7 protein-coding genes are annotated in these 13,339 nt (G+C 71.9%); 2 read left to right on the top strand and 5 right to left on the bottom strand.

Annotated elements, in window-relative coordinates:
* Window positions 1-151: 151 nt before the first annotated feature.
* The 3 genes from tldD to KZ686_RS08970 all read right to left on the bottom strand — a co-directional run bounded on the left by tldD (window position 152) and on the right by KZ686_RS08970 (window position 7,038).
* Complete coding sequence (gene tldD / locus KZ686_RS08960; protein ID WP_265632265.1) at window positions 152-1,612, bottom strand: metalloprotease TldD; 1,461 nt, start codon at window positions 1,610-1,612, stop codon at window positions 152-154.
* A gap of 148 nt (window positions 1,613-1,760) precedes the next feature.
* On the bottom strand, window positions 1,761-2,573 hold the full coding sequence (locus KZ686_RS08965) for a carbon-nitrogen hydrolase family protein (RefSeq protein ID WP_149319433.1): 813 nt from the start codon (window positions 2,571-2,573) through the stop codon (window positions 1,761-1,763).
* 118 nt (window positions 2,574-2,691) lie between these two features.
* Window positions 2,692-7,038: a YhdP family protein gene (locus KZ686_RS08970; RefSeq protein WP_265632266.1), complete on the bottom strand. Its 4,347-nt coding sequence runs from the start codon at window positions 7,036-7,038 to the stop codon at window positions 2,692-2,694.
* Between the two features lie 225 nt (window positions 7,039-7,263).
* On the opposite strand from KZ686_RS08970, the gene glnE reads away from it, so the two are divergent.
* Together glnE and rrtA are read left to right on the top strand one after the other, a co-directional pair.
* The gene (glnE, locus tag KZ686_RS08975) at window positions 7,264-10,074 is read left to right on the top strand and encodes a bifunctional [glutamate--ammonia ligase]-adenylyl-L-tyrosine phosphorylase/[glutamate--ammonia-ligase] adenylyltransferase (protein ID WP_455423661.1); all 2,811 of its coding nucleotides are present in this window, start codon (window positions 7,264-7,266) and stop codon (window positions 10,072-10,074) included.
* A gap of 6 nt (window positions 10,075-10,080) precedes the next feature.
* Window positions 10,081-10,740 carry a rhombosortase gene (rrtA, locus tag KZ686_RS08980; protein ID WP_407648479.1) on the top strand — a complete coding sequence of 220 codons (660 nt, stop codon included), beginning with the start codon at window positions 10,081-10,083 and terminating at the stop codon, window positions 10,738-10,740.
* Between the two features lie 170 nt (window positions 10,741-10,910).
* Here rrtA and mprA read toward each other — a convergent pair whose 3' ends face one another.
* Both mprA and KZ686_RS08990 read right to left on the bottom strand, forming a co-directional pair.
* Window positions 10,911-12,548, bottom strand: a complete 1,638-nt coding sequence (gene mprA, locus KZ686_RS08985; protein ID WP_265632267.1) for an MprA protease, GlyGly-CTERM protein-sorting domain-containing form — start codon at window positions 12,546-12,548, stop codon at window positions 10,911-10,913.
* A 234-nt stretch (window positions 12,549-12,782) separates the two neighbouring features.
* Window positions 12,783-13,274 carry a hypothetical protein gene (locus KZ686_RS08990; protein WP_226109122.1) on the bottom strand — a complete coding sequence of 164 codons (492 nt, stop codon included), beginning with the start codon at window positions 13,272-13,274 and terminating at the stop codon, window positions 12,783-12,785.
* Window positions 13,275-13,339 lie beyond the last annotated feature (65 nt).

Genomic DNA, 13,339 nt, shown 5'->3' on the forward strand with positions numbered 1-13,339 from the left:
TATCGCGTGTTGGCGAGGCGGCAAGTGCCGGCGACGAAGCCACTTTATAGCCCGTTTCGGCACGCTTGGCAAGCGCGCCGAAACGCCCGGGCAAGGCGGAAGAGGGCCGGCTGTGGCGCCGGCGCAGCAGCGGCGCCGACGCCCGCGGCCGTCAGGCGGTGCCGCCCACCGTCATGTTCTCGATGCGCAGGGTCGGCTGGCCGACGCCAACCGGCACGCTCTGGCCTTCCTTGCCGCAGACGCCGACGCCCGAGTCCAGCCGCATGTCGTTACCGATCATGGTGACGTCCTTCAGCGATTCGGGACCGTTGCCGACCAGCGTTGCGCCCTTGACCGGCGCGGTGATCTTGCCGTCCTCGATCAGGTAGGCCTCGCTGGCCGAGAACACGAACTTGCCGTTGGTGATGTCGACCTGGCCGCCGCCGAAGTTGACCGCGTACAGGCCGCGCTTGACGCTGGCGATGATCTCCTGCGGGTCGCGGTCGCCGTTCAGCATGTAGGTATTGGTCATGCGCGGCATCGGCAGCGCGGCGAAGCTCTCGCGGCGCGCGTTGCCGGTCACCGGCATCTTCATCAGCCGCGCGTTCAGCGTGTCCTGGATATAGCCGCGCAGGATGCCGTCCTCGATCAGCGTGGTGCACCGGGTCGGATTGCCTTCGTCGTCGAGGTTCAGCGAACCCCGGCGGCCTTCCAGCGTGCCGTCGTCGACCACGGTAACGCCCTTGGCCGCCACGCGCTCGCCCATGCGGCCGGCGAAGGCCGACGAGCCCTTGCGGTTGAAGTCGCCTTCCAGCCCGTGGCCGACCGCCTCGTGCAGCAGCACGCCGGGCCAGCCCGGCCCGAGCACGACGGTCATCGCGCCGGCCGGGGCGGGGCGCGCCTCCAGGTTGACCAGCGCCGACGACACCGCCTCGTCGACATAGGTGCGCAGCAGATCGTCGCTGAAGTAGCCGTAGTGATAACGGCCGCCGCCGCCCGAGGTGCCCATCTCGCGCCGGCCGTTCTGCTCGGCGATCACCGTGACGGACACGCGCACCAGCGGCCGCACGTCGGCGGCGATCACGCCGTCGCTGCGGGCGATCAGCACCACGTCGTATTCGCCGGCCAGGCCCGCCATCACCTGCACGATGCGCGGATCCTTGGCGCGCGCCATCTTCTCGACGCGCTCGAGCAGCGCGACCTTCTCGGCCGCCGGCATCGAATCGAGCGGATCGTTGGGTGCGTACAGGTCGCGGCCGCCCTGCGAGGCCAGCGAACCCGCCACCTTGGTGCGGCCGCTGCCGACCTTGCCGATGGTGCGGGTCGCGGCGCTGGCCTGCAGCAACGCCTCCAGGCTGATCTCGTCGGAGTAGGCGAAGGCGGTGCGGTCGCCCGACACGGCGCGCACGCCGACGCCCTGGTCGATATTGAAGCTGCCCGACTTGACGATGCCTTCCTCGAGGCTCCAGGCCTCGCTGCGGGTGTACTGGAAATACAGGTCGGCGTAGTCGACCTTGTGCGTGAAGATGTCGGCCAGCACGCGTTGCAGCCGGGCTTCGTCAAGCCCGTACGGGTTCAGCAGCAGCTGCTGTGCGGTGGCGAGATTGCGGATTCCGAGATCGCCGGCGTTCATGAATGTCCTCTGTTGGATTCGGTGTCGCGCTGCCCGGCATCGGGCCGGCAGCCGCAAGGGTGGGGCGCCGGCTGGTGCGGCGCCCGAATGTTCGGTACTACGGTTCGGTCAGGTACCACGGTTCGGTCGGGTCCTACGGGTGTCCATGCTACAGCACCCGGTGGCGCAGCGCAGGCAGGTTCTGCCGCACTTCGGCGATGCGCGCCGGGTCCAGCGTGCCGCTGACCACGCCCTCGCCCTCGGGCAGCATGGCCAGCACCTCGCCCCAGGGATCGACCAGCATCGAGTGACCCCAGGTGCGCCGGCCGTTCTCGTGCTTGCCGCCCTGGGCCGCCGCCAGCACATAGCATTGGTTCTCGATCGCGCGGGCGCGCAGCAGGATTTCCCAATGCGCCTGCCCGGTGGTGTAGGTGAAGGCGGCCGGCATCAGGATCAAGGCCAGGCCGTTCTCGCTGTCGGTGCTCGCCATCTGCCGATACAGCTCGGGAAAGCGCAGGTCGTAGCAGACCGACATCGCGACCCGGCCGCACGGCGCATCGAAGGTCACCGGCTCGCGGCCGGCCAGGATCGTGCGCGACTCGTCGTAGCGCTCCTCCCCGCGGGTGAAGCCGAACAGGTGGATCTTGTCGTAGCGCGCCACCCGTTCGCCCTGTGGGTCGAAGGCGAGCGAGCTGTTGCGGACGCGCTCGGCGTCCTCGCACCACAGCGGCAGCGTGCCGCCGACCAGCCAGATGCCGTGGCGCCTTGCTGCATCAGCCAGGAAGCGCTGGATCGGTCCGTCGCCGTCCTGCTCCCGCACCGCGACCTTGTCGCTCTCATGGCGACCCATCAGGCAGAAATACTCGGGCAGCAGCACCAGCTCGGCGCCGCCGCGGGCGGCCTCGGCGATCAGCGCATCGGCGCGCGCCAGGTTGGCGTCGAGCGCGGTGCCGGTCACGGTCTGGATCGCGGCAACACGCATTGCACGCGTCGCGCTCGGCGTGGCGGAGGGGGAAGCGGCAGGGCTGGCTGGCGCGCTGGTGGGGCGGGTAGCGGGATCGGCGGCTGGCATGGCGTTTCCTCGATGCGCGTGGGCGCAATTACGGCATGTAGGACTGCTCGGGCTGGCGGCGATCGGGAGCGCGCCTGGACCCGTCCGCGTTATTGTCGCCGACCTTGGCGATCCGCGGCTCGGCCCAGCTTCCTGTCACCTTGTAGTGCTGCGTGAAGGCCTTGGAGAACTCGTCGGCGAACAGCAATTGCGCCGCCAGCGTGCCGATCCCGAGCGCCGGATTGATGAAGGCGGCGGCGACCGAGGCCGAGGTCGCGTTGATGCGCGGCACCAGCGCGACCTCCAGATCCTGCGTTTCCTGCGGAAGATTGGCGCTGCCGGTCATCGCCGCGCTGACCTGCGGGCTCTTCAGGCGGAAGTCGCTGGTGCTGGCGATGCCGTTCTCGATGGTGCCGGTCGCGCTGATCTCGTCGAACACCAGGCCCTCGCCGGCGATGCCGCGGAAGTCCAGCGTCACCAGCCGCATCACGCTCTGCAGGCTCAGCACGCCCAGCAGCTTGGCCGCCCCGGGCTCGACGCTGACGATCTGGCCATTCTCGAGCTTGAGCGCCACGCGGCCGTTCAGCGAGGGGTAGTCGATCGCCAGCGGCGAGCCGATCCAGCGGATGCGGCCCTCGAGCTTGCCCTTGCCGTCGCGCAGCGTATGCGGCATGCCGAGCCGGTCGAGTACATCGCCGGCATTGCGCACGTCGACGTTGAAGCTGAGCAGTGTGCGGCGCTGGCCGCCGGCCTTGCCGCTGTCGCGCACGCGACGCGGCACGCGCCAGCTGCCCTGGCCGGTGAACGTCGCGCCGGGCTGTTCCAGCGTCAGCGATTCCAGCGTCCAGACCGGTTCGCCATTGTCGAGCGCGCTGTGTGCCTTGACCTGCAGCTTGCCGAAGTCGTGGCCACGCAGTTCGAAGCGCTCGGCCTGCAGGTCGATCGACGGCAGTTGCTCGATCTGGCCGGCCAGCGCGTCGGCGACCTTGCTGGTGTCCTGGCTGTCGGGGATGTTCAGCCGCGACAGCCGCAGCGTCAGCGCGCCGCCCGGGCTGGACGGCACCGCGCGCCACTGCATCTGGCCGGCGATCTGGCGCGAGTCGAGGCGGAACTGCCAGCCGGGATCGCCGGCCTGCGGGGCGCGCACGGCGTCCAGCGTCACGTCGTCGAGCTCGCGGCCGAAGGCGAGCAGCGTGCGCGAACGCGCGGTGATGCGCTCCGGCAGATACGAGGCCGTGGCCGGTTCGCGCGCGCCGCCGCCCTTGTCGTCGGCGGAGCCGCTGGCGGGTGCACCGGCGAGCGCCGTGCGCCAGCCGTCCAGATCGAAGCGCTCGACCGCCAGCGCGGCGCTGACCCCGGTGGCGGGCGTGGGCGCCGGCTGGCCGATGCCGATGCCGCCGTTGACGACCTCGACGCCGCCGGCGCCACGGCGCAGCAGATAGCGGGCGTTCAGCATCGCGCCGTATTGCAGTTCGAGTTCCTCGTGGCCCGCGCGTCCGGCCACCGGTCGTACCTCCAGGCGCAGTGGCGCCGGTTGCCCGGCCGGCTTGGTCAGCGGCGCCGGCAGGTCGACCGCCATGCCGGCGAGGTCCGCGGTGAACGAGATCACCGGCTGGCGTTCGCGCACGCCGATCACCGCCTGGTAGCTGGCATTGCCGTCGAAGCGGCGCGCCAGCGGCGTCAGCCCGGCACCGGACAGCGCCTCGGCGATGCCGCGCGAGTTGGCGCTGCCGGCCGCGGTCACGCGCACCGTGCCGTCGGACTGCGTGCCGCCGCTGGCGCGCACCTCGCCGCCGAGCAGGCGCGCGCGCACCGCATCGAGCTGGAAACCGTGCTCGTTGAAGGTCACCGTGCCGGTGGCGCCGCCCAGCATCGGCAGGCCCGGCGCCAGCACCACGTCGTTGCCGGTCAGGCGGTACTGGCCCTCGACCTTGCTGCGGGTGGCATCGGCCAGCGGCAGGTCCAGCTTGAGCCGCAATTCGCCATTGCCCTGGCCGCGCGCGTCGCCGGTGACGTTGCCGGTCCACTCGCGCACCGGGCTGCTGGCGATATAGCGCAGGAAACCCTGCATCGGGCCGCTGGCGCTGCCGTCCAGCGTCAGCCGTCCGCGGTGGTCCAGCTCGTCGATGCGGCCCTTGACGTCGCGCAGCGCCACGCCGGCCAGGCCCTGCACCGAGGCGCGCTCGACGTTCAGCGCCATCGCGCCGCGCTCGAACCGCAGGCTGCCGTCGATCTCGGTGAACAGCGGCCACAGCGGCTTGCCGTCCGGACCGTGCGGGTCGATCTGGTAGGACGCCTGCCGCAGCGGCACGTCCACGTGGAAGTCGCCATGCCGGGCGGCGTCACCATGGAAAGGGAAGTGGGCCAGATCGCCCTTGACCTGGAAACGGACCGCCTCGGACTCGCCGCCCGCCAGCGCGCCGGCCAGATAGTGGCGCGTACTGGCGGGAATGTGCAGCGGCAGGTAGCGCGGCACGCGTGCGATCTGCGCGCGGCCGAGCTCGCCGTCCAGTTCCGCAATGCCGGCGTGGCCGTCGCCGCCTTCGCGCCAGCTGCCGCGCACGGTGCCGGCCGTGTCGGCGTTGGCGAAGCGGATGCCGTCGGTGCGCACCACCAGCTTGCCGCCCTCGCGGCGCCACTCGAATGCGCCGGCCAGTTCGTCGAAGGGCAGGCGCGGGTCTTCGAAGACGCCGGGGAAGGTCAGCGTGGCCTGGGTGCCCTCGAAGCGCGCGCTGCCGCCCTGCTGGTCAAAGGAAAAGTTGCCGGACAGGCCGCTGAAGCCGGGAATGCCCAGGTTCGCATGGCCCTCCTTGTCGAACGCCGGTTCGGCCGGCTGCTCGCGCACCGACACGTTGCGCAGCGTGCCGTGGATGCGATAGCGGGCGGGACCGCCTTGCCGCTGCAGCAGGCCGCCGCGCTCGCGGGTCCAGTCGACGTCGAGATTGTCGAGCCGGCCGGACGGCCGCAGCGCGCGCACCTGGCGGGCCAGCGCGGTATCGAGCGGCATCGCGGTCGACAGCGCGCGCAGCGCGTCGAGGTCGAGCGTCGGCGCCTTCAGCGCCAGCCGCCGCAGCGCGCCGTTGTCGTCGCGCGCCCAGCGCAGCGTGACGCGGCGCATGCCTTCGCGCCAGGCGCCGCCGGTGGCCTGGGCCTGCGCGCCGGCGGGCTCCCACAGCAGCGTGTCGACGGTCAGCTGGTTGTCGGCGCCTTCGCGCCGATGCAGCAGCAGCGCCTGCGACTGGTTCAGCCGCAAGGGCTCGGCCGCGCCGGCCAGGCGCAGATCGACCGCGTTGGCGCGCAGCCGGGCCTGGCTGCGCAGCATCTCGCCATTGGCGAACTCGATGGTGCCGTCGCTGCTCAGCACGCCGCTGTCGACCCGCTCGAACAGGCTCAGGTAGCGCTGCACCGCGGGCAGCTGCAACTGGCCGATATCCCAGCTGGCCTGGCCGCGCCAGTTGCGCCAGTCGCCCTGCGCATGCAGATAGGTATGGCGGAAGGTGCCGGTGACCACCAGCGGGCGCGCGGCCAGCGCGGCCGAGCGCGCTTCCAGCCGCAGGTCGTGGCGGGCGCCGCTGCGGGTCGAACGCAGCAGGATGTCGCCGACCTCCAGCACCGGCAGGCCGCGCTGCTCGTCGAGCCAGCGGACCTTGCCGCCGGTCAGCGTGACCGAGCCCTGCGCCAGCAGCCAGTCGAGAAAGCGATGATCGTCGCCGCCGCTGCGGTCCTGCGTGCGCATCGGCATGCCCGCCACCTCCAGCCGGCCCTGCGCCGAGCGGTGCACCAGCACGTCGGCGTGGTTGGCGTCGAAGCGGGCGAAGCGCAACTCGAGCGTGCTCAGCGACTGCCAGGACAGCGCGCCCTGCAGCGTCTCGGCCGACAGCAGCACGCGCTGCTGGTCGTCGACCAGACGCACGCCGCGCGCATGGAAGGCCGGATGCCAGCCATCCCACGTGGTTTCCAGCGCGGCGATGGTCAGGTGGGCCGACAGCGCCTCCGAGCCGCGTTGCTCCAGCCAGGCGCGTGCGCCCGCGGCCTGGGGCCACAGCACGAAACGCATCAGCAGGAACAGCACCGCGGCCACGGCCGCCAGCGTGACACCGATGCGCAGCAGCCAGCGCGCGATCCAGCCCCAGCAGCGGTGGCGCACCGCTGCCGCGACGGCGCGGCCGATGGCGCGCGGCGAGGCCTTCAGGGAGCGAAACAACTGGCCGGCCCGGCGGCGCCAGGCCGAGGTCGAAAACGACTTGCCGGAGGGAGGGGAGGTCGAGGAAGCGGTACCGGAACCGGAACCCTGGGCCGCCGCGGCACCGGCGGCGGAGCCCGCGGACCCTGGGGTTGCTGCCGCGCCGCTGGACGGGGTGGGGCGTTCGGCGGGTGGGGTGGCGCGGCTGGACATGCGCAGATTATCCGACAATACTAGCCGCTCTCCAATTCGAAGCCAGCCCGGGCGGCGTTACCGGTGGCGCATGATTCCTCGCGCGGCGTTCCTCTGCCGCAATCCATCCAAGTGACAGGAATGACTTCCCCAGATATCGCGAGTTCCCAGGCGGGCGCCGGTCGGCATGCCGCCGACGCCGCCGTTGCCGTCGATGCCGCCACCGCGGCCAGCGGCCTGGGCGGCATGGCAAGCGGCGCCTTTGCGGTGGCCGCGGCGACCGGTCTCGACCCCGCCGATTGCGGGGGACACGCATTGTACTCGGCGGCCGCCTCGCACTACGTGCGGCGCGTGATGCAGGCCCGGCCCGAACTGCCGGCCCTGGTCGCCCAGGCCAGCGCCGAGCCGCTGACGCGGGTCTGGATGGAAGCGCGGCTGGCCGAGCTGCGGCAGCCGGCCGCCGACGCCGAGCAGGCGATCGGCCAGGCGCTGCGGCGGCTGCGCGCCGAGGTGATGTGCATCGTCATCGAGCGCGATCTGCGCGGGCTGGCCACGCTGGCCGAGGTCACCGGCGCGATGACCGACCTGGCCGAGCTGTCGATCCAGCATGCGCTGGCCACGCTGACCGAGGACATGGCGCCGACCTTCGGCCGACCCGTCGGCGAGCACAGCGGCGAGGTACAGGAGCTGATCGTGGTCGGCATGGGGAAGCTCGGCGGCCGCGAGCTGAACGTCTCGTCCGATATCGACCTGATCTTTCTCTACGACGAGGACGGCGACACCGCGGGCGGCCAGCGCAGCCTGTCGAATCATGAATACTTCACGCGGCTGGGCCGGCGCCTGATCAGCGTGCTGGCCGAGACCACCGCCGACGGCTATGTGTTCCGCGTCGACATGCGGCTGCGGCCGAACGGCGACGCCGGGCCGCTGGCCTGCAGCCTCGGCATGCTGGAGGAATACCTGGTGGTGCAGGGCCGCGAATGGGAGCGCTACGCCTGGATCAAGGGCCGCGTGGTGTCGTCGCTGGCCACGCCGCACGCGCAGCGCACCGCCGATCAGCTGGCGCGGCTGACCACGCCCTTCGTGTTCCGCCGCTATCTGGACTACGGCGTGATCGCCGCGATCCGCTCGCTGCATGCGCAGATCCGCGCCGAGGCAGCCAAGCGCAGCGGGGGTCTGGCCGGCCATGGCGTCAACCAGCGCTCGGCCGATATCAAGCTGGGGCGCGGCGGCATCCGCGAGATCGAATTCATGGCGCAGGTGTTCCAGCTGATCCGCGGCGGCCAGGACCTGGCGCTGCGCGCGCGGCCGACGCTGGAGGTGCTGGCGATCGCGGTCGAGCGCGGGCTGCTGCCGGCGGGGCAGGCGCTGCAGCTGTCGGATGCCTATCGCTTCCTGCGCCAGCTGGAGCACCGGCTGCAGTATCGCGACGATGCGCAGACCCACCATCTGCCGACCAGCGAGCAGGAGCAGTCCGCGGTGGCGCGCATGATGGGCTGCGCGGACTGGCCCGCGCTGCAGGCGCGATTGGCGGAACTGCAGGAGCCGGTGGCACAGCAGTTCGAGGTCACCTTCTCCGACCCGGAGCAGGGCCAGCCGCCCGCCGAGACGCTGTGGCCGGCGCTGGCGCACGGCGAGGACGAAGAGGCGCCGTGCGCGCGGCTTGCGCAGGCGGGCTATTCCGACTGCGTCGGGTTGCTGGAGCGGCTGCGCGCCACGGCGGCCTCGCCGCGCTACCGCGCGCTGTCCGAGCAGAGCCGCGCGCGCTTCGACCTGCTGGTCAACCGCGCGCTCGACCTGGCCGGACGGCAGGACGATGCGGATGCCACCATTGCGCGCTTTCTCGACTTCTTCGATGCGATCAGCCGGCGCGCCTCGTATCTGTCGCTGCTGTCGGAGTATCCGCAGGCGATGGAGCGCGTCGCCCATACCTTGCACGCGTCGCGCTGGGCCGCCACCTATCTGACGCGGCATCCGCAACTGCTCGACGAACTGCTCGATGCCGAGGCGCTCGCGAGCGTGCCGGACTGGGAGGCCTTCCGCGCCCGGCTCGGCGAGCGCCTGCTGGCCGCGCACGGCCAGGTCGAGGCGCAGATGGACATCCTGCGCCGCGAGCACCATGCCGAGACCTTCCGCGTGCTGCTGCAGGACCTGCACGGCAGGCTGACGGTCGAGCAGATCGCCGACCGGCTGTCCGACCTGGCCGACGCGATGCTCGACGTCACGCTGACCGCGGTCTGGCAGCAACTGCCGATGCGCCATCGCGACACGCCGCGCTTCGCGGTGATCGCCTATGGCCGGCTGGGCGGCAAGGAGCTCGGCTATGCGTCCGACCTCGACATCATCTTCCTGCACGACGACGATGACGACGGCGCCGCGGAGATCTACGCCGCCTATGCGCGCCGCCTGATTACCTGGCTGACCAGCCATACCGCGGCCGGCATGCTGTTCGACGTCGACACGCGGCTTCGTCCGAACGGCGCCGCCGGCCTGCTGGTCACCAGCTTCGAGTCGTTCCGCCGCTATCAGCTGCGCCAGGGCGACAACACCGCCTGGGTGTGGGAGCACCAGGCGCTGACGCGCGCGCGCTTCTGCGCCGGCGACCGCGAGCTGGGCGCGCGCTTCGAGCGGCTGCGCGAGGAGGTCCTGTGCCAGCCGCGCGATGCCGACACGCTGCGTCAGGACATCGTCGCGATGCGGCACAAGGTGGCCGAGGGCCATCCGAACCGCAGCGACCGCTTCGACCTGAAGCACGACCGCGGCGGCATGGTCGACATCGAATTCACCGTGCAGTACCTGGTGCTGCTGCACAGCCGCGCCCATCCCGAGCTGACGCGCAACGCCGGCAATATCGCGCTGCTGCGGATGGCGGGGCAGCTCGGCCTGATCGACGCCACGCTGGCCGAAGCGGTCGGCGACGCCTATCGGACTTTCCGCGCGCGCCAGCACAAGCTGCGGCTCGACGGCCAGGATCAGGCCCGCGTGCCGCCGCAGACCATCGAGGCGCAGGCGCGCGATGTGCGCGCGCTATGGCAGGCCGTGTTCGGCCAGGACTGAGCGGCGGTGGTTGCCGAGCACGACGACGGCGGCGCCGTACCGGTCGCGGCGGCGCCGTCCGCGTGGCGTCGCGCGCTGCCGGCCCTGGCCGCGGCGGCGGCGGTCGCCGCGTTGTCGGCCGCCTTCACCTTCGTGCCATGGCTCCATGCGCACGGTCTCTACCTTCGCGATGCGCTGATGCTGCCCGGGGGCGAGCGCCAGTGGTGGCGGCTGCTGACCGCGATGTGGGTCCATCTGGATGGACGCCACTGGCTCGGCAATCTGCTGGCGGCATCGGGTTTGCTGTTGCTGGCCGGGCGCGCGGCCGGCGCACGGCACATGCTGCTGGCCTTGCTGGTGTGCGGGATCGCGGTGCAGGTTGCGCTGCTGTGGCAGCCGGCGGTTCGCTGGTATGGCGGGCTGTCGGGCGCGCTGCATGGGCTGGCGGTCTGGGGCGCCTTGCGGCTGCTCGCCGCCGACCGCTGGTCGCGCGCGATCGGTGTCGCGCTGGTCGCCGGCGTGCTGGTCAAGCTGTGGCTGGAGCAGTCGTGGCTCGCGCCGGTGCGCTTCGATGCGGCCTGGGGATTTGGCGTCGTGCGCGCCGCCCATGCGGCCGGCGCGGTGGCCGGCTTTGCCTGGTGGCTCGCACAGCAGTGGTGGGGGCAGCGGCGCGCCGCCGCGGGCTAGCGCGCCGGCCCTGGAATCAGGGCCCTTGATTCAGGGCCCTCGATTCAGGGCGCTCGGTTCAGGGCACTCTGTTCAGGGCGCTCTGTTCAGGGCGCTCTGTTCAGGGCGCTCGGTTCAGGGCCCTTGATTCAGGGCCCTTGATTCAGGGCCCTTGATTCAGGGCCCTTGATTCAGCGCCGCGCCTGGCGGCGACGGCCGGACGGCAGCAGCACGGCGAACAGACCGGCCAGCGCCAGGGCGGCACCGCTCCACAGCGGCACGGCACCGCCGCCACCATCGTCGCCACCGCCGCCGTTGTTGGCGGGAGGCGGCGCCGGGGGAACCGGCGCACCCGCGGCCGCGGCCAGCGCGCGGTTCGCGTCCAGCAACCCGGCGCCGCAATTGCCGGCGTTATTGCCCGTCGTGCAATAGGTATTGGCCGGATGCGGGCGCGCGCTGCTCTTGAGCAGTTCGGTGACCTGGGCGCTGGTCAGGTTGCCGTTGACCGCCAGCATCAGCGAGGCGACGCCCGACACCATCGGCGCGGCGAAGCTGGTGCCCTGCGAGTTCACCAGGGTGTAATTGCGCGCCGTCGTTTCGCCGTCGTTGGTCAGCGTGCGGATCGTCGACGGCGGAGCCAGGCAGGTCCCGTTGGACACCTTGCTGTTGGCACAGCCGCCACCGGGCGCGCTGATCGCGATCTGCGGGCCGACGTTGGCATAGCTGGCGTTTTCACCGTCGTTGACATGGGCGGTCACCGCGATCACGCCACGGCAGTCGGCCGGCGCTTCCACCGCGCCGGCGCTGTTGCCGGCGGCGGCCACCACGACGACGCCGCGCGCGGCGAGCTCATCCACCGCCTGCTGCTCGAAGCTGCTGCAGGTGCCCGCGCCGAGACTGATATTGACCACGCGCGCCGGCGTGGGATTGTTCGGGACGTTCGGCACCGGCAGGCCGCCGGCCCAGCGCATCGCGTCGACGGTATCGGACAGCAGGGCGCCGCAGCGGCCCGAAACGCGCAGCGGCTGGATGCGCGCGCTCCAGTCGACCCCGGCGATGTCCTGGCCGTTGTTGGTCACCGCGCCCAGCACGCTGGCGACGCGGGTGCCATGCCAGGTGCTCGGACGCTGGTTCGGCGCGGCCGGCATGCCGGGGCAGGCGAAGCCCTGCGGCACGAAGTCGCCGGCATCGGTCGGGTCGCCATCGCGGCCGTCGCCGTCCTGCGAGTACAGCGGATCGGCGATGAAGTCATAGCCCGCCACCAGCCGCGCGGCCAGGTCCGGGTGCCGCAGCACGCCGGTATCGACCACCGCGATCACCAGGCCTTCGCTGCCGCGCGAACGGTCCCAGGCAGCGGGCAGATTGGCGGCACCCGGAATGATCGCCGGCGAGCCGAGGTAGGGCTGGTTGATGGCGAATTCGGGATCGTTCGGCACCGTGTCGTGCGGCCGCAGCCAGCGGTCCGGCACCGCGTCCGCCACGCGCGGATCCTGGCGCAGCTGCGCGGCCACCGCCTCCGGATCGGCGCCCTTGCCGGCCGGCACGCCGAGCAGGGCCAGGTTGCCGCCCATCTGCCGCTTGACGGTCAGCCCGATGCCGGTCTGCTCGGCGACCTTGCGCACCTGTTCGGCGGCGGCCTCGGCCGGCATCAGCGCGGTGCCGGCGGGGGCGTCCTTCCAGCGGACGATGATGTTGCCGCTGTAGACCGGGGCCGGGCGGGCGTCCGGACTCGTCGCGGCCATCGCGGCCGAAGGGGGCAGGATGGCGCCCGCCGAGACGGCGGCGGCCAGGACCAGACGCAGGGCGACGGGCGGAATCGAACGCGGCATGAACACCTCCGGGAGGGGCGAAGCCGGGGTGCAGGGGCCGGCGCTCGCGGGCATGTGGCTCAAAGATAGTTGGGGGAATGCGGGCGGGCAATCGGCGCTCGTCCGACAGCGCACGCTATCGGGGTGACGTCCGGGGCGGTTTCGCCTTGCTCGATCGGCTGCCTCGAGCCGCCTGCGTGGTCCGCCTGCCTGGCCGCTTTCCCGATCCGGTTGACGGCAGCCGTCGCCCGGTTTTCAGTTCGCCGGCATGTCGCGCCCGGTCGGCTTGGGCCGGCTGGGCGTCAGGCGGCGGTCCGCCTCGGCCGCCTCGATGCGCGGCAGCGCGCGCAGCGTGGTGACCGCCTGCTCGATGGTGGCCTCCGGCGACGGCGAGATCGCGGTGACCAGCCAGGTGCCGCCGGACATCGGGCGCTTGACCACGAAGCGGATCGGTCCCTTGGCCTGGGCCAGCAGTTCGCCGGCCTGCAGCGAGGTATCGACGGCCGGCGGCGTGAAGCGGACCAGGATGTCGCCGACCGCGCGGTCGTCGGTGATGGCGCCCGGCGGCGGGGTGGCGGGCTTCGAGCTGCAGGCGGCTGCCAGCGCCAGGCCGCACAGGGCCACCGCGAGCGTCAGGCGGCGCGTGGCGCGGCGCGCAGGGCGGCTCACCGGGCGGCGGCCCGCGTCGGCGGAGCCGGTCGTGCCGGACGGGTCGTCGAGGGGCGAGGGCGGCTTGGCGAAGAACATGGGGTTTCCTGTGGTTGATGCGGTTTGTGGTGCGATGGGATCGTGTTCGTCGGTGGTCCGGGGCG

The organism is Cupriavidus cauae, assembly GCF_026210475.1.
Taxonomy (GTDB): Bacteria; Pseudomonadota; Gammaproteobacteria; order Burkholderiales; family Burkholderiaceae; genus Cupriavidus; species Cupriavidus cauae.